The following is a 16,702-nucleotide window of genomic DNA, read 5'->3' on the forward strand; positions in this document are numbered from 1 at the left end:
AGGAAAGAATAGGTCCTAAATCCTATCTTGAAAACAAGGGAAAGGAGTGCGATACGCACTCTTTTTTGGTATAAACAAGTCAACCTTACAGCCACAAGGGTTTGAATAGGTTGAATACGAGATTGACTACGACATAAAATTTACAAATTTTTCAACAACGTTATAGCGCTGATTGTCGTTTATGTGCGTGTATAGATCAAGCGTTGTTTGAATGTTATTATGGCCTAATCGGTCTGATATCTCTTTAGGTTGGATACCAGATTCAAACAATAAGCTAGCGTGTGTATGCCGTAACCCGTGGGGGGTGATAGGTTTTAAATTGTATTTCTTGATAAATTTTCTAAGTTTTTTTGAAAATTCATTAGGCACAAACATAGTACAGCATGAGTTTGTAAAAATTAAATTTTCACCTTGTAAAAATGATACGCCATTTTTAAAGTATTGCTTTTTTTGTTCCAGCTTCCAACTCTTTAAAACGCTGATAGTATAATCGTCAATAGGTATAATACGCTTACTTGCTTTTGTTTTTGGGGTTTGTAAAACTTGTTTTCCGTCAACGTAAGCGGTGGTACGACTTACTGATAAAATCTTTTCTTCGAAATTAATATCAGACCATTTAAGGGCTAGTGCTTCACCACGCCTTAAACCCGTATAAGCTATTGTGTGCAGAAGGGTATAAAATAGCGCACTCTCTTTTTTTGCCAAGTTTAGAAAAGCGTTTAACTCTTCTTTAGTGTAACAGTTGTCTTTCTTTTCTACTTCTTTAGATTTCGGTTTGATTATTTTATCAATCGGGTTACTTTTGATAATATCTAACATTACAGCATACTTTAAAATACGATTGATAATCGAAGCATAATTGGCATACATGGAGTATTTTTGACTTAATTTAATAAACAATGATTGGCAAAATATGACTGTTATTTTGTCTATGTTCATTCCTTCAAAATATTCAGCTATCATATAATCAAGTTTTTGTTTCGTATTGAAAGCAGTAGAAGCCTTGACGGTGGTTTTGTAATTTTCAAACCACAGATCCGCTACTTCTTTAAAGGTCTTTTCAGACTGGCTTGAAGAAAGCCCATTTTCTTCCACATTAAGCAATAAATTTCTTTCCGCTTGTTTGGCTTCCTTGATGGTTTTAAACCCCCGGCGCGTGGTCCTTCTCTCTTTTCCAGTCAAAGGATCTACGCCTAAATAAGTTTGGAATAAGTAACGGGTTTCCCCATTCTTCATAGTGTATTTTTTAATCATGTCTTTCCTTTCTTTTGATAGCTTGCCCGCATAGTTGAGAAAGTGAAAGAAAAATGTTAAAATACAAGTGTAATTTTTTTCATGTCCTTCCTTCCTAGCTTGCCAAAGGCCGGGAAGGTTTTTTTATTTGTACAAAAGTTCAATTAATTCTATTCCTGAATCTGAAAAGATTCCTGAATCAATTAATTTTTGTTTGCTGGTTTCCAAATATTCCGGGTTATCTAACCTTTTAGAAATCTCTAATTGTTCGGAATAATAACGCTTAATGAAATTACTTTCTTCACCTTCTAAGCCTTTATACATTCCCTCAACAGATTCGGCAAGAACCCTAACTTCCTTATTTTCCGGGAAGGCTTCACACAACGGCGCTAGTTTAGAAAGATTATCTAAGGTATTTCTTAAAGAATCTGAATAGATTTCAAGATCTGAAGTAGTCATTAACGGAATAGAAGACTTTTCTATTTGTTTCATGGCTTCACTTGCCCCGGCAAGTTGATCAGTTTTTATTTTTTCTTTATCAATTATCTTTATATTTCCATTTATATCAGCTTTTAGAAACAAAGCTACTAAGGCACAATATAAACCAACAAAGAAAGGTACAGTCGTCCAAAAGAAACAAAGGGACAAAAAGCCTTTTTTCTTTTGACCTGAATAAAAGTATTGCGCCCCAAAAATCCCTAAGAATACAGCTAAAAGAATGTACATTAACTTATTACAAATATATTCTTTGGTTTCAATTTTATAGAAGCTGTACCCTACTAATTCAGATTCTGACGCCGTTCGCTTGGTATTATTACGGCTTCCGTTCTTCAATGGCTTCAAAGGGTCTACTGTTGCTTTATGATAAACCTTGTTATAAATGGCCTTTTCAGGGTTCTTAATATAGCCCATTCCTTTTTTTCCATATAAAGGGTTTACTGATCTCTTTAAGGTTCTGTTTATTTTCCCGGTTGTCCTAGCCTTAAAACTCTTTTTAAGGCTGGGCGTTCTAACTCCAATTTTCATTTTTAACTCCTTATCTAAACCAAAGCCTTGTATTCTTCTTTTACCATGATTTCATCTGTGACCGTGGTCAAGTGGTAATACTCCATAAATTTTATATAGTTAAAATCCGCCTTATTTTCTAGTTGTGAAAGGGCGTCTTTTAATAAATGATGGATCATGTTTCTGTTTGCTTCGTTTTCACAGCGTACCCTAGCATTAGTATATTCCGCCGTGGTATGGTCCAGGTGGCCCAATTCATGAAGCAATACCTTTATTCTTTCCTTTTTATTTAGCTTATCAGAAATAAAGGCTGTTCTAGTGATAGGATCATAAAAACCAACTTCATCCGGTAACAAGTCGCCGTTAAAAGTATGTACAGTTATATCATGATCTTTTAAAATTTCTTTTTCAGTCAAGGTATTATACCCCTAATCATTCGTTTCCTTTAAATAGGCTTCTATTATGGATTGAATGATTTTTTTCTTTTCATCTGTTAGTTCCCGACCACCGAAAAGCATGACATTATTGGCCATATCTTCAATATTGATCTGGGCGGGTTTATCAATATGATCACTAGAAGCATGATTAGGGTTTTCCGAACGCCCTAATAAGTAATCAGTTGAAACACCGAAATAATCGGCTATTTTTGCTATATGTTCCGCCGAAGGGGCTTTTTTATTTTTCAAACTATATAGGTAATTTGTACTAAAACCTAAATCTTCAGCAATTTTTTGCAAGCTAATTCCTTGTTTTTTAGCTAACATTTTTATTTTTTCGAATGTCTCGAACATTGATTTATCAACCTTTCTGAAGGATTGACAAAAAATATTTATATTTTTGTGTAAAAATGCTTGACAAATTTTACACGAAAGTATAAAATAGTTTTTGTAAGTGAGAAACAACTAAAAAAACAACTAAAAAGATAAACAATAAATTAAGTTTTGGCGAACCGGTTTTATTGTTAATATCAATGTTTTTATTATGCCTTCATTTTACACAAACGAATAAAATAAGTCAAGAAATAACACAAAAAAATAGTTGAAATTTTAGTTGTTTTCTTCTTACAAATTAAAAAAGGAGGAAACATATATGCCGGATATTGACGTAGGACGCAAGAAAGTAGTTGCTTTCCTAGAAGCAAACAATATCAAAAAAAGCGATTTGGCTTCTGTATATGGGCGGGACCGCCAGGAAGTAACAAACATTTTGAGCGGTTCAACCCGTGGGCCAAAAGCCAACAAGTTTATTTTGCAAGTCATAGCTGATTACAATATCGACTAACAAAGAAAGCGCCCAATAGAAAATTGGAACGCTTCGGAAATTTTAACTACTTACATTATAACACAACTAAGCTTGCCCGCATAGTTGAGGGGGTGAAGGATGGAAAATATAAATTTACCGCCTTTGTTAAATGACGAAATAGCAAAGATGGCTATTAAAGAACTTCTTCAATTTGCAAAAGAAGAAGTTAGAAAAGAGTTGGAAGCGGAACGGCTACCAATCAACCAGAAAGATCTTTGTAAAAGGTTTGGCTTTGACCACGGTTACATTAAGAGATTAAGACGCCGGGGCTTGAAGTACAGAAAGCAAGGACGGGAAAAGATGTACGACCTGAAGGACGTATATGAGATTTTAGAACAAGAAAAGGAAATTGAAAAATGTTAGAACCAAGTTTGACCAGTCAAGTGGCCGGAGTGCTACTAGTTGCCGGATTTTCTTTCACAGCCGGTTTTATTACCGCTGTAAGAGATTACCGAAAAGCGGAACGCAAAAAGAAACAAGCTGAAAAAGTAGCTGAATTACAAGCCCTTTGGGAAGATGAAATTAAGGCGCACGATCAGAGAGTTATTGAAGAATACAACAGCCAAATGGCCCTATTAAGAAAAGCTTCAATTTCTGATAATGATTGGGGAATGGCTGAAGTTCTTTAAAAGAAAGGAATGAAAAATGGCTACTTTATACGAATTAACAGGCCAATATTTAGACATTTACAATTTAGAAATTGATGATGAAACTAAATTAGACACAATCGAAAGCCTGGGACTTGATGAAGAAATTGAAGCAAAGGCAGAAAATTACGCTAAACTGATCCGCAACCTTGAAGCTGATAAAAAGGTTTATAAGGATGAAGAAGAACGCTTCAAAAAGAAAAAAGAAAGCACTGATAAGAAAATTGAGCGCTTAAAACGTGACCTTCAGGCTTCGATGGAAATCACCGGGAAAACAAAAATCAAAGGTGAACTATTCACCATTTCAATCCAAAACTCAAAAGCTAGTGTCATTGTTGATGAAGCAAACCTACCTAAAAAATATTGGGTTAAAAAGGTAACTGAAAGCCCAAATAAAAAGGCACTTTATGAAGTTTTGAGCGAAGGCAAGAAAGTAAAGGGCGCTACACTTCAAGAAAACCGTAGCTTACGGATCAAGTAAATGAAAATTTTAGCTATTGATCCATCATCAAACAAGGCAGAAGATAGCACTTCTGGGATTGCCTATCTCAATAATGCCCGTTTGATTAATCATTGGGTGGTGCCTAAAGGGCTACCAGCTATTAAACAGTGGTTTGATGAAGTAGGCTATGAACTAGCCCCGGACGTGGTAATTATTGAAAAATTCGAAGCGCGTGACAATGACTTATCAAAGGATAATTCAGTTTTGGAAACTATCGCTTACTTTCAATTATTTTTCCCGGAAGCTATTTTGCAACGTAACGCCGGCTATCAATCAGATATACCAAATGAACTACTAAAGGCCCTGAACCTTTGGAAGTTTGACAAAAGCCATCACCAGGATGTGAGGGCGTCGGTCCGGCTGGGCTTGTTTTGGGCCGTAAGAAATGACATTGAAGAAGTTGTTTCGGATATTGGGAAGGTGGTGATAGAAAATAGCAATACAGCTTAAAAAATGGCAAAAAGAAGCCGTTAAGCGTAGTGATAGACTAACAAACGGGATCTTTTTGGAAGCCCTTGGGGGCCGTGGCAAAACAATTTGCGCCCTTGAAATCTGTAAGCACAAGAAAGCTAAGAAAGTCTTAATCTTAAATAACCGCTTATCCATTCTTGAGGGTTGGAAAGAAACGGTTGAAAAGTTCAACTATTCGGATAATTGCGATTTTGAAATTATCACGGATAAAACTTTACAGAATAGGGTCAAAAAGGGCTTTAAAATCGCTTGTGACGTCTTAATAATAGACGAATGGCAGAATATGTCAAGCGACAAATTGAGCACCTTATATCGCAAAATAAAGCGTAAATACGCTATTGGGTTATCTGCTACCCCAATCCGGAAGAAAGGGCAGAATTTCTACCCTTTGGAAAAAACAATTTTCGGTTATGCTACGCCTAATCAGAATTTTGAGTGGCAGAAAACACATGGCCAAATGGTTTATGATCCGTTTTCTTACTCTAAGGAGAAGTGGAAAGACTTCAAAGATTATGAAAGCTACGTCAACAATCTCCCTAACTTCTTCCGCTGGGAAGAAATCGAAAAGATTGAGCAAGCAACGGAAAACAACGGCTACAAGATCCGCTTTTATAAAAACACTTTGAAAGTCGGAAATCCGGAACTTTTAAAGAAATTCAGGAAGCTGAATTTAGTAACGGTTGATGGAAAGACGGCCATAGCTAAACAATCCTTTGGCCGGGCTACCTTTGAACGCTATTTAAAACAAACCGGGGTGGAAGTTGACTTTCCAAAGTTAAAACCAACAAACAAAGAAACCCCGCTTTTGACCACGCTTGACGGTTTAATAGACCGAACCCCTGAAGATATGCTGATAGTAAGTAAGTCTAAACAGGTTGTGAACGTGATCCACGAAAGACACCCGGAAATAGGAATATGGACCGGGGACCGACAGGAAGGCCTAGAAAAAAAAGTAGTGGTTGCTACTAGTCAAGTTTTAGGTGTCGGAGTGGACGGCTTACAGCATAAGTATAAGACTATCGTAGTGCTGGACCCGGTAAGTGAAGAATCCGGGGAATATGACGATTATAGGCAACTACTTTGGCGGGTTACTGGGAGCCGGCAACAAAATGATGTGAACGTTATTGAATTTTATTTTAAGGAAGGATAACAGATGAATATTGAAGCTATCGTATTCGGTACACTAATTTTTATGGTAGGTTTCCTTTTAGGGGAACGCGCAACAAAAGACGAAAAGAAAGAAAAAGAGGAACAAAACAATGACTAAAGTAACAGCTAAATACTATGTATTCCGTGACAAAAAAGAAGGCGAATTTTTGGAAAGCTACGAAGACCGCGGACGCCTAGCTTTTCAAAATGACTACACTGACGAAATTCAAAACGCCTTAACTATGAGCGAAGAAGGTTATGAAAAACAAAAGAAAGAACTCAAAAACCTTGCGAAAGCCTTTGGTGCTGAAATTATTGAAGTCAATGCAACTTACGAACTCACTTATCCTAACGGTGATGAAGTCCGCGAAATTGAAAAAGATGATTCAGATGAGCTTAAACAAATTTTGGCAAAAACATTAGTAGATGGACTTGTTGGACGAAAACCATTCTGGAGAGGTGAATAAAATGGCCTTTAAACTACCTGAAAATAAACCACAGATACCAAAGGACACCCCGCGAAATTTCTTCCTCTACGGTGAAACCATGTCAGGTAAAAGCTACCTTGCAAATGAGTTCCCGGCGCCTATCGTCTTAAATACAGATGGTAACGCTGAAGCGAATACCGTACCTTCAATCCAGCTTGTGAATGAAAAGGACGAACAAGGGCGAATTACTAAAAGCGTCATTTCTCAAATTGGTGAAATTCTTTTGGCCTTACAAACTCAAAAGCACACATACCAAACCGTGGTAGTGGATGTTATTGATGATGTGATTGAAATGATCAAAATTGCCGTTTGTGATGAATTGACACCGCCCGGAAAGCCCCGCTTGAAATCCTTGTCAGAAATTCCTTACGGGAAAGGGTATGACTTCTTCAATCAGGCGATCACTGAAATGGTAATTGACTTAAAGGCCCTTCCTATGAATGTCATTTATATCAGCCGGCAAGTTTCCGAATATGATGATAACGGCAACGCTACCAAGGATAAACCAAGCCTTAAGGATAAGTATGTAAACCTAATCAATGGTAATTCTGACTTGATGATCCACACCGAAAAAGTAGGCAATAACTACAATAGGGAAGTAGAACGCAAACGCAAGAAATACTACATGGATCAGGTTGATGATAAAGAAATTTTGAAAATCTTATCAACAATCCGCGGGGCATTGGAACCAGCAAAAGCACCAAGCAAGCCGGCACCAGCCAAAAAAGAAGAAGTCAAAAAAGAAGCACCGAAACCACAGAAACAGGAAAATGTTTCTGAAGATGATCTTTTCTAATACAACAATTTTAAATAAATAATTTAAACACAAAAGGAGAATTAAACAATGAGTTTATTGGATATTGCACAATCAATCAAAAAAGAAGGGTTTGACCCTCGTAAGGACAGCGCAAACGGCCCGGCACCGATTCCAGCCGGTGAGTACCAAGCTATTCTAAAATCTGTACAGTTTAATGTAGCAGAAAGCGGATGGGAAAGCCTACAATACCGTTTTGAGATCCGTGGTGGTGATTATGATGGCCGGACTGAATACGTTTCATTTGGAACGCTTGACACCTGGAACGGAAAAGACATTGGTTGGTCAGTACAGCGTACTATCAAATTCTTCCAAAAAGCTTTGGCCTTTGCGGATGACGCACCTTTAAAATCTGACTTTGAAGATGGTAAGGCCCTTGAAGACGCCCTTAACCGGAAAGCGGTAGGAACCTACTATACCTTGGTAATCATTGAAACAGAAAGCAAGGGTAAAACATACCGCAATTATGACCTTAATGAAGCTGAAGGCCTACCAAATACCGACGCTATTGAAATCAATGATGATGATCTACCATTCTAACATTTAGGAGTAAATAGGAATGGCTAGCATGAAGGACTACGCTTTACAGTATCAAAAGTTAGGCTTTGCCGTCATTCCTATCAACCCTAAAAATAAAAGGCCTATGATAGAGTTTGCGGACAAGCCAAAAATGACAGCGGAAGAAATAGCGAATTTTTGGGACCAGCACCCAAACGCTAACATAGCCTTGAAGACTACTAATTTCTTTGTGATCGATATTGACAAGCACGGCAAAGAAAACGGGTTTGAATCACTCAAACGCTGGAAATATTTAAACCTGATTGAACCGACCTTACAAGCCAAAACCGCAAGCGGTGGGAAGCATTTATTCTACTTCAAAAGGGAAGATATACCAATCTCTCAAATGATTGGCTTTCTTCCGGGTGTGGATATAAAAGCACATGAAAATAATTATGTTTTGGTTGCACCTTCCGCGACGGATAAGGGAATGTATGAATGGGACTTGGAGAAATCAAGTGAAGGCGGAACAATGGTAACTCCTTCAAAAGAATTGATCCAGGCCATCAAGAAAACCTACCAGGAGAATCACGGGTATAGTTCGGAAGGGCTTAAAAACCTAAAAGAAAGAAGTTTGACCCGTGACCGCAACCAAACAACGGAATTATTTGAAACTATCGCGGTAGGTTTTGGTGATGAAGGCGGACGCAATGACAAACTAACGAAGTTTGTAGGCGGTTTGTTATTCCGGGCCGTGGATGATGAATATATTCTAAGGCTTGCAGAAATCGCAAACAGAAACAGCGTCAACCCTTTACCTGAAAGTGAGGTAAGGCGGACGGTGGAAAGTATGATCAAGAAAGATAGAAGGGGGTGAGAAAGATTGGTAATGTAATAAGCATAGACAAAAACCCTAAATTAGTTTTAACGGCTAGCGGGGATATTAAAAGCACCAGCCCGGCGAATGTGGTGATGTCTTTAAAGGCGGATGAACAACTAGGGCAATATCTAAGGCGCAATGACTTTTCACAAGAATATGAACTTACGCAAGAAATCCGGCTAGGAAATACCACGTTTCCAGCCGGGGAATTGCCCGCTAGTTTTGTAAGTGTGCTTACAGTGTACTTTGAAAATAATTTAGGGGTTGTTTATTCGCCCAACGCCATGAAAGCCGGCCTTGAAACTTTCTTTTCTGAAAGATCCCATAACCCGGTAATGGAATACACGGAGCGCGTGGCCAAAGAGTGGGACGGCCGGGAACGAATCGGGAAAATGTTTCAGCACTACCTAGGTGCTGAAGATACCCCCTTAATTTCCAAGATTGCGAAAATGTGGCTAGTCGGAGCCGTGGCCAAAGTCTATGAACCCTATACCAAGTTTGACTACGTTTTGGACTTGGTAGGTGGTCAGGGCGTGGGGAAAACGTCCCTACTTCAGAAAATCGGTGGCCCTTGGTACACCGACGCGGTAACAGATTTTAACAATAAGGATAACTTTGACATTATGTTAAAGAGCCTAATCGTTAATGATGATGAAATGGTGGCAAGTAACCGAATGTCATTCGCTGAAACCAAAGCTTTTATTTCAAAAACTAGCTTACGTTACCGCCGGCCTTATATGTCCAAGACGGAAGAATTTGCCAAAAACTTCATTTTGGCCCGGACCACTAACCAGGTGGAATATCTAAAAGATAAAACCGGAGAACGGCGCTTCCTTTCCGTGATGGTGGATGGTGCTAGACAGAAAAAACACCCTATGGAAATCGAACAAGCTACAATAGATCAAATTTGGGGTGAAGCTGTTTCGATCTATAAAGAAGGTTTTGAACTAAAATTTGACTCTGAAACGGAAGCTGAACTTGAAACATACCGGGAAAAATTCATGTACCGGGATGAAGTTGAAATACAGGTAATGGACTATCTTGAAATGCCTATTCCTTCACATTGGGAAAAAATGACGGTACAAAAACAGCACCAATATACCGCTTCATGGTTTGATAATTCTTCAGAAGTCGAATTTGGGACGGAAGAACTCAAAAGAGTTTCAACCCGTGAAATCATGTACAACTTATTTATGAAAGGTTCGAATGATCGGAAGCTTTCCGCGAAAATCAATCTGATTATAGGACACCTCCCGAATTGGGAGAAAAAAGCTTATAAAGCAAACGGAAAAACTATAAAAGGTTTTGTTAAAATTAACTAAAATATTATAACTTTGTGAAAAAAATTTACGGTAACTGATCGGTAACCTACGGTAACTTTCGGTAACTTTTGGGGTGGAGATCGGTAACTTTTCGGGAGAACGGTAACCTTACGGTAACCGTGAAAACCCTTGGTATTACTGACTTTATTAATACTATTTATATAAAAGTTACCGAGTTACCGTATTTTATAAAAAAAGTATAAAAATATTTATAAATAATAAGAAAGCCTATTATATCAACGTTTGTTAAAAATAAAATTAAAAAAGTTTTAAAAATACGGTAACTCGGTAACCCGGAAAATTTCACAAACTTTTTGAAAGGATAAATATGGAAAAAGAAAAGAGTTTTGAACAAGTAATTTCTGAAATGATGGAAGAAGATTTGATCCATCAACCGAATCATTACAAAGGTAAAAATGGAATGGAAGTCATTGACGTGATCAAAAATTTTGCGCCATGTCCAGAATATGCGGAAGGTTTCTTTTTCGGAAATGTCGTTAAGTACGTCTTGCGACATTCGCAGAAAAACGGCCTGGAAGATTTAAAAAAAGCCCAAGTATATTTAGGCTGGTTAATTGAAGCCTTGGAGGGTGGACATGGACAGGGAACAAATTGAGAAGGCTATATCTCACTATGAAGATTTACTAGCTGACAAAGAGCATTTTGAACGGTTACGGCCCCAATTTACAAAAGGGGCGGTAGCTAACCGTAAGAGGTAGCTAAGATTAAGAATCAAAGAATTAAAGGAGTTACTGGAAAATGGAACTGAATAAAAAAGTAAGTGATTTACTTTTTAACACTAAGAACTGGTTTTTGGCGCGTGGCATTGATCAAGGCGATATTGACAAGCAAGGTTTGAAATTGATTGAAGAAACCGGCGAACTAGTTTCAGGCTATCTAAAAGGAAAGCATGAAATTATAATGGATTCAATCGGGGATGTCGCCGTGGTTGTTGTGGGTTATGCTATGATGGCCGGCGTCAATCCGGAACAAGTGTTTTTCACAGAAAAAGACGATTATATCCCTGATTTTGGCGGGGTGACAGCTTGGATTTGGATGATCACAGATAGCGCCTTTCAGGCTAAAGTTGCGCAAGATTTAGGGATTGAAAATTCTCTTTTGGCTAACCTTCAAAATATTATTTGTTACCTTGATCTTATTTGTCGGGAATTGGGCTATAACTTTGTGAGTTGCTTTGAACAAGCCTATAACGAAATTAAAGACCGAAAAGGGATTGTAGTTAATGGATCTTTTGTAAAAGAAGAAGATTTATAAAAAGAGTAAATGCGGATGAAATACAGGGAACAGCTTTTAAAAGAAATTGAACAAACAGAATCACAGTTAAAGAAGCTGGAGAAGTCGGAACGGTCCAAAATGAAGGAACGGAACAACTTGAACAAGGAAATTCTGAAAATCCTATTGAAGAAACAGGAAGCGGAAAAAATACTGAAGGAGAAAAAGGAACTTCTACGGGAGTTGTCAAGAATGGGAGTGATATTCAAGTAACCAACCCGGAAACTCGCCTTTGATCGCGTTTGGTGTTTCAATCGCTACGCTAGCTTTTACTATTAAGAAAAAAAGGTAAAAAAGATGAATAGACAAGAGTTGATAAAAAAGTATGAAGAAATTCTGATCAATGGGAAGTCGGATTTTAAAAGCGCCCATATCTATCAAACGTTTTTGAGAGAGTTGCGACAGCTCAACGAACCGCAGAAAGTCACAATCCCGCAGTTTGTGGCTGATTATATAAAAGACGCAAAATACTATGAATGGGATTTAGATGATGCCTTCGATCATATTGTTGAAGAATCGGAAGGTTCAGAAATTTCCGAATGGTTCTACACACTTGGAAATGTTGATGTTTTCGCCCGTGCTTGGCTTGACGGCTACACGGTCGAGAAAGAGAAGCGGTATCGGGTGAAGGCGAAGGGTGTATATCATCATTCTTCAGTGCTAAAACTTGATAGCATTACAGGAAAATGGTTCTTTCTGTTTGAAGTTGAGGAGGTGGAGGAATGATTCCAAAGTATAGAATGTGGAATAGAATTACATCAGCACTGCATCATGTTGAAGGATTGTATTTTGATAATAAAGAGGTCCAATATATAGATGAGGTTGGTATATTGAGATTCATTAAGTTTGAAAATACTATCCTCATGCAATCCACGGGATTAAAAGATAAAAACGGCAAGGAAATTTTTGAAGGGGATGTAGTCAAAATGGCTAAGGATGTCTATTCTGATCCCACTTATTACGAGGTTATAAGACATCGTGGTGGAGCATATCGTCTTGAATCTAATCAACACGGATGTGAATTGTGGTTACGACATACTAATTGTGAGGTTATCGGCAACATTTACGAAAATCCAGAATTGTTGGAGGAAGAAGCGTGAAGTTTTTAGATTTATTTGCAGGGATCGGCGGTTTTCGTCTTGGGATGGAATCCGTTGGCCATGAATGTATAGGTTTTTGTGAGATTGATAAATTCGCAAGAGCCAGTTACAAAGCTATACATAATACAGAAGGGGAAATTGAATTACATGACATTACAGCAGTTACAGATGAAGAAGTCCGAGCAATCGGACACGTTGATATTATCTGCGGGGGATTTCCGTGCCAGGCTTTCTCTATTGCTGGAGCAAGAAGAGGATTCGAAGATACTAGAGGAACTCTCTTCTTTGAAATTGCACGGTTTGCAAGTATTCTCAAACCCAAGTATCTTTTTCTTGAAAACGTCAAAGGACTCCTTAACCATGACCGAGGAAACACCTTTAAAACAATCCTCGGAGCGCTTGATGAACTGGGGTATGATGTCGAATGGCAAGTGCTTAACAGCAAAAATTTTGGAGTCCCTCAAAATCGGGAGCGAGTGTTCATTATCGGACATCTTAGAGGAGAACGTACCAGAAACGTTTTTCCTATCGTCAAAGAAAATGCGAAATCTGATAATCAACAGCCTAAAATCGAAATAGTAGGGAATACAAAAAATCCGAACGGGACAAGAAAAGGAACTGGAAGTGTGGTTTATAATTCGACCGGTTTAGTCGGTACACTTTTAGCTCGAGATTACAAAGAACCGAAGCAAGTTGCTGTTCAAGACGGAAGCATTGAACCTAAAATCCGAGTGAAGGAAGCAACCAAGCAAGGATATGCTGAAGCTACAATCGGTGATAGTGTGAACCTATCGCACCCGAATTCTAAAACTCGCAGAGGGCGAGTAGGTAAGCAGATTGCGAATACTCTTTTGACTGGAGAAAGTCAAGGAGTGGTTGAACCAGATTTCAGAATTAGAAAACTGACACCTCGTGAGTGCTGGAGATTGCAAGGTTTCCCAGACTGGGCTTTTGATAAGGCACAAGAGGTCAATTCTAACAGTCAATTATACAAGCAAGCAGGAAATAGCGTGACTGTAAATGTGATTGAAGCGATAGCAAAAAGGTTAAAAATTATTGAAGGAGAAGGTTAATGGAGTTACTAGATATTATCTTGTTCATCTTTTGCGTCGTTTGGTCAGTAGGATTCATTCTAGCTTGCCTTGTGGCTTTTAGTTCGCGGGGGAATAAATGAGTAAAAAAGAAAGTTTTGCTTTTTCCTTTGTTGTTTTTCTTGTAATTGTGTTTGGTGCCAAAATTATAAGCCAAAGTCAGAAAATCGAAAGGCTTGAAAGCCAGCCTAAAATAGTTGTATATGAGGTTAAAGGTGCCGGGGATGTAATTGACCTTACCGGCACAATAACCGCTAAAAACGTCCTAGAAGGGCGTTATACGGTGACTATAAACGGGTACGGTAACTTCCTAGTTAGTAAGGAACAATATGACAACTTGAAGATTGGGGATCCAATGCCTGAATATTTGAAAGGGTTGGGAAGTTAGATTTTTACACTTGCAAGCCGTGAAAAGCTTGTAGGTGATAAGTGTATCAAAAATAAAAAATTAGAATGGAGGAACTCCTTTACACTGAATAAATCTAAAAAGGGGCGTTTGATACACGCGCCCCAAAATTAAAAAAAAGCCGGCCTACTGCAAACCGACTTTCTGGAGTTATGAAAAAATGAAATAGGAGATAACTATATTATAACATATTTTCTAATAAAAAAGGAGTTTTTGGTTTGGTTAGTAAGGCACAGGAATTACTTGATGAATTGCAGAAATTAGACATTGACATAAAAAGCCGGATGGATGAAATCAATGAGTTGGAAGCTGGGCTACTATCAAGCCCTAAATTTCAAGTTGATAAAATATCCGGTGGGAAAGGCCGTAAAATTGACGACGTGTACACACAATTGGTAGTTATGAAAGAAGCTATTGAACAAGATACCACTGAAATTATTAACAGAAAATTAGAATTAAGTAGGGTTATCAATAAGCTGAAAGATCCTAAACAAAGAACCGTATTAAGGCTTACTTACATTGTAAAAAAACACGTCCTAGATATTTGCAACGATTTGGATGGTATTTCAATACCGACCTATTACCGCTTAAAACGGTCCGCGATTGATGAACTAGACACAATTATTAATAGTGATAATGTTTGATAATCGCTTGTATAGTCGGTACTTTACCAATCTATCTTGTTAAGGCATGACCGCGTTAATGTGCTAAAATGTTAGTATCAAGTTTTAAGGATAAATCATTCTGATTTATCCTTTTTTTGTATCTTACCAGAAAGGAGCCAAAAGATTTGGGAATGACGGAAAGGCAAAAGATTTTTGCAGATCATTATATCATTTCATTGAACGCTACGGAAGCTTATTTGAAAGCTTATCCAAAAGTTAAGAATGGAACCGCTGAAGTAAATGGTAGTAAATTACTAAGAAATACTAAGGTAAAAGCCTATATAGATGAACAGCTTGAAAAACTTAAATCTGAACGTGTCGCAGATCAACAAGAAGTGTTAGAGTTTCTAACCGCTGTTATGCGTGGTGAAGTCACTGAACCGCTTTTGGTCCTAGATGGTGAAGGTACACAAAAAGTAGTACAAGCAAAACCATCAGTAGCAACTAGACGGGCTTCCGCTGTTGACCTTGGTAAACGGTACGGCTTATTTGTGGATAGGCAAGAAATCACTCAACGGGTGGTAGAAATTGAACTGGGAAACTGGGATGATGAAGAAACCACAGATTAAAATAAATATTAAAAATCCAAGCCGGGTTTTTAATAAGCACATTTACGATAAATTAACCGACTATAGCACCTTTACAGAGATCCATTACGGCGGGGCTTCATCCGGTAAAAGTCATGGAGTAATTCAAAAAGTAGTTTTTAAGAGCCTTCAGGCTTGGAAATATCCAAGGAAGGTTCTTTTTTTGCGGAAAGTTGGATCCAGCGTTTATGATTCTATCTTTGAAGATGTTAAACAATGCTTGGAAGCCTGGGGCCTACTTGGTGCTTGTAAGGTTAATAATTCTGCTTATCGGATTGAGCTACCAAACGGCGCCCAATTCATTTTCAAGGGGTTGGATAACCCGGAAAAAATAAAGTCTATTAAAGGTATTTCAGATGTGGTCATGGAAGAAGCTTCAGAGTTCACCCTAGACGATTATACACAGTTGACCTTGCGTTTACGGGATAAGAAACACCCTAACAAGCAGATCTATTTAATGTTTAACCCGGTGTCTAAGGTTAATTGGGTTTATAATGCCTTTTTTGTGAAGAAGCCCAAAAACACGGTTATCTATCAAACGACATATAAAGATAATAGATTTTTGGATGAAGTCACAAAGGAAAATATAGAAGAACTTGCTGACCGGAACGAGGCTTATTATAAAATTTATGCCTTGGGTGAGTTTGCGACCTTGGACAAGCTTGTATTTCCTAAGTACAAAAAACAGTTACTAAACAAGGATGAACTAAGTCACATTCCATCAGATTTTGGTCTTGACTATGGTTTCATAAACGACCCGTCAGCCTTTATGCACATTAAAATTGATGATGAAAATAGACGCTTGTATATCTTGGAAGAATATGTAAGGAAGGGCCTGACTAATGACAAGATAGCGGAAGCAATTAAAGCCCTTGGATATGCTAAAGAGATTATTAGGGCCGATAGTGCTGAAAAGAAATCTAATCAGGAATTAAGGAACCTAGACATTCCACGGGTGATTGATGTTATAAAAGGCCCTGGGTCAGTCATGCAAGGGATCCAGTATATTTTACAATATGAAATCATAGTTGATGAAAGATGTGTAAAAACCATTGAGGAATTAGAGAATTACACTTGGAAGAAAGACAAGACTACTAATGAATATATAAATGAGCCGGTGGATAGCTATAACCACTGTTTAGACGCTGTACGCTATGCGGTTCAAGATCGAATTTTCCAAAAGAAAAAGGAATTGGATGTTAATAAGACGATTTCCAAAGTAAATCGCTTGTTTAGAAGGTAGGTAAAA

At 37.9% G+C, this 16,702-nt stretch carries 24 protein-coding genes; 20 read left to right on the top strand and 4 right to left on the bottom strand.

Going from position 1 to position 16,702, the window contains the following annotated elements; genetic code table 11:
• Positions 1–126: 126 nt before the first annotated feature.
• The 4 genes from EAI95_RS00240 to EAI95_RS00255 all read right to left on the bottom strand — a co-directional run bounded on the left by EAI95_RS00240 (position 127) and on the right by EAI95_RS00255 (position 3,029).
• Positions 127–1,254 carry a site-specific integrase gene (locus tag EAI95_RS00240; RefSeq protein WP_129821844.1) on the bottom strand — a complete coding sequence of 376 codons (1,128 nt, stop codon included), beginning with the start codon at positions 1,252–1,254 and terminating at the stop codon, positions 127–129.
• 123 nt (positions 1,255–1,377) lie between these two features.
• The gene (locus EAI95_RS00245; RefSeq protein WP_129821845.1) at positions 1,378–2,259 is read right to left on the bottom strand and encodes a TM2 domain-containing protein; all 882 of its coding nucleotides are present in this window, start codon (positions 2,257–2,259) and stop codon (positions 1,378–1,380) included.
• A gap of 14 nt (positions 2,260–2,273) precedes the next feature.
• Positions 2,274–2,654 carry an ImmA/IrrE family metallo-endopeptidase gene (locus tag EAI95_RS00250; protein WP_129821846.1) on the bottom strand — a complete coding sequence of 127 codons (381 nt, stop codon included), beginning with the start codon at positions 2,652–2,654 and terminating at the stop codon, positions 2,274–2,276.
• Between the two features lie 12 nt (positions 2,655–2,666).
• Positions 2,667–3,029, bottom strand: coding sequence for a helix-turn-helix transcriptional regulator (locus tag EAI95_RS00255; RefSeq protein ID WP_129821847.1), 363 nt, complete (start codon positions 3,027–3,029; stop codon positions 2,667–2,669).
• Positions 3,030–3,327: 298 nt separating this feature from the next.
• On the opposite strand from EAI95_RS00255, the gene EAI95_RS00260 reads away from it, so the two are divergent.
• The 20 genes from EAI95_RS00260 (at position 3,328) to EAI95_RS00355 (ending at position 16,696) form a co-directional block, all read left to right on the top strand.
• A complete protein-coding gene (locus EAI95_RS00260) occupies positions 3,328–3,519 on the top strand; it encodes a DNA-binding protein (RefSeq protein ID WP_129821848.1) in 192 nt (63 codons plus the stop codon).
• Positions 3,520–3,618: 99 nt separating this feature from the next.
• Entirely contained in the window at positions 3,619–3,903 is a 285-nt protein-coding gene (locus EAI95_RS00265; protein WP_129821849.1) for a hypothetical protein, read from the top strand.
• Positions 3,897–4,169 carry a hypothetical protein gene (locus tag EAI95_RS00270; RefSeq protein WP_129821850.1) on the top strand — a complete coding sequence of 91 codons (273 nt, stop codon included), beginning with the start codon at positions 3,897–3,899 and terminating at the stop codon, positions 4,167–4,169. Before EAI95_RS00265 ends, EAI95_RS00270 begins: the two co-directional genes overlap by 7 nt.
• Positions 4,170–4,185: 16 nt before the next feature.
• Complete coding sequence (locus tag EAI95_RS00275) at positions 4,186–4,668, top strand: siphovirus Gp157 family protein (protein WP_129821851.1); 483 nt, start codon at positions 4,186–4,188, stop codon at positions 4,666–4,668.
• Complete coding sequence (locus tag EAI95_RS00280; RefSeq protein WP_129821852.1) at positions 4,669–5,139, top strand: hypothetical protein; 471 nt, start codon at positions 4,669–4,671, stop codon at positions 5,137–5,139.
• Positions 5,123–6,310 (top strand): DEAD/DEAH box helicase family protein, encoded by a 1,188-nt coding sequence (locus EAI95_RS00285; RefSeq protein ID WP_129821853.1) that lies wholly within the window; start codon positions 5,123–5,125, stop codon positions 6,308–6,310. Before EAI95_RS00280 ends, EAI95_RS00285 begins: the two co-directional genes overlap by 17 nt.
• A gap of 109 nt (positions 6,311–6,419) precedes the next feature.
• The gene (locus EAI95_RS10010; RefSeq protein ID WP_238662872.1) at positions 6,420–6,776 is read left to right on the top strand and encodes a hypothetical protein; all 357 of its coding nucleotides are present in this window, start codon (positions 6,420–6,422) and stop codon (positions 6,774–6,776) included.
• Position 6,777: 1 nt separating this feature from the next.
• Entirely contained in the window at positions 6,778–7,593 is an 816-nt protein-coding gene (locus EAI95_RS00295; protein ID WP_129821854.1) for an AAA family ATPase, read from the top strand.
• Positions 7,594–7,641: 48 nt separating this feature from the next.
• On the top strand, positions 7,642–8,151 hold the full coding sequence (locus EAI95_RS00300) for a DUF669 domain-containing protein (protein WP_129821855.1): 510 nt from the start codon (positions 7,642–7,644) through the stop codon (positions 8,149–8,151).
• 19 nt (positions 8,152–8,170) lie between these two features.
• Positions 8,171–8,986: a bifunctional DNA primase/polymerase gene (locus tag EAI95_RS00305; RefSeq protein ID WP_129821856.1), complete on the top strand. Its 816-nt coding sequence runs from the start codon at positions 8,171–8,173 to the stop codon at positions 8,984–8,986.
• Positions 8,983–10,311, top strand: a complete 1,329-nt coding sequence (locus EAI95_RS00310) for a virulence-associated E family protein (protein ID WP_238662873.1) — start codon at positions 8,983–8,985, stop codon at positions 10,309–10,311. The genes EAI95_RS00305 and EAI95_RS00310 overlap by 4 nt, the downstream gene beginning before the upstream one ends.
• Positions 10,312–10,639: 328 nt before the next feature.
• Positions 10,640–10,927, top strand: coding sequence for a DUF3310 domain-containing protein (locus EAI95_RS00315; protein ID WP_129821857.1), 288 nt, complete (start codon positions 10,640–10,642; stop codon positions 10,925–10,927).
• A gap of 143 nt (positions 10,928–11,070) precedes the next feature.
• Entirely contained in the window at positions 11,071–11,586 is a 516-nt protein-coding gene (locus EAI95_RS00320; RefSeq protein ID WP_129821858.1) for a MazG-like family protein, read from the top strand.
• Positions 11,587–11,901: 315 nt separating this feature from the next.
• Positions 11,902–12,330 (top strand): DUF1642 domain-containing protein, encoded by a 429-nt coding sequence (locus tag EAI95_RS00325; protein WP_129821859.1) that lies wholly within the window; start codon positions 11,902–11,904, stop codon positions 12,328–12,330.
• Positions 12,327–12,704 carry a YopX family protein gene (locus EAI95_RS00330; protein WP_202976102.1) on the top strand — a complete coding sequence of 126 codons (378 nt, stop codon included), beginning with the start codon at positions 12,327–12,329 and terminating at the stop codon, positions 12,702–12,704. The genes EAI95_RS00325 and EAI95_RS00330 overlap by 4 nt, the downstream gene beginning before the upstream one ends.
• Positions 12,701–13,777, top strand: a complete 1,077-nt coding sequence (locus tag EAI95_RS00335) for a DNA cytosine methyltransferase (RefSeq protein WP_129821860.1) — start codon at positions 12,701–12,703, stop codon at positions 13,775–13,777. Before EAI95_RS00330 ends, EAI95_RS00335 begins: the two co-directional genes overlap by 4 nt.
• A 97-nt stretch (positions 13,778–13,874) precedes the next feature.
• Entirely contained in the window at positions 13,875–14,183 is a 309-nt protein-coding gene (locus EAI95_RS00340) for a DUF1372 family protein (protein ID WP_129821861.1), read from the top strand.
• Between the two features lie 236 nt (positions 14,184–14,419).
• Complete coding sequence (locus EAI95_RS00345) at positions 14,420–14,845, top strand: DUF1492 domain-containing protein (protein ID WP_238662874.1); 426 nt, start codon at positions 14,420–14,422, stop codon at positions 14,843–14,845.
• Between the two features lie 152 nt (positions 14,846–14,997).
• Positions 14,998–15,435 (top strand): terminase small subunit, encoded by a 438-nt coding sequence (locus tag EAI95_RS00350; protein WP_129821862.1) that lies wholly within the window; start codon positions 14,998–15,000, stop codon positions 15,433–15,435.
• Entirely contained in the window at positions 15,413–16,696 is a 1,284-nt protein-coding gene (locus EAI95_RS00355) for a PBSX family phage terminase large subunit (protein ID WP_129821863.1), read from the top strand. Before EAI95_RS00350 ends, EAI95_RS00355 begins: the two co-directional genes overlap by 23 nt.
• Positions 16,697–16,702 lie beyond the last annotated feature (6 nt).

Source organism: Streptococcus sp. bf_0095 (assembly GCF_004166885.1).
GTDB lineage: Bacteria > Bacillota > Bacilli > Lactobacillales > Streptococcaceae > Streptococcus.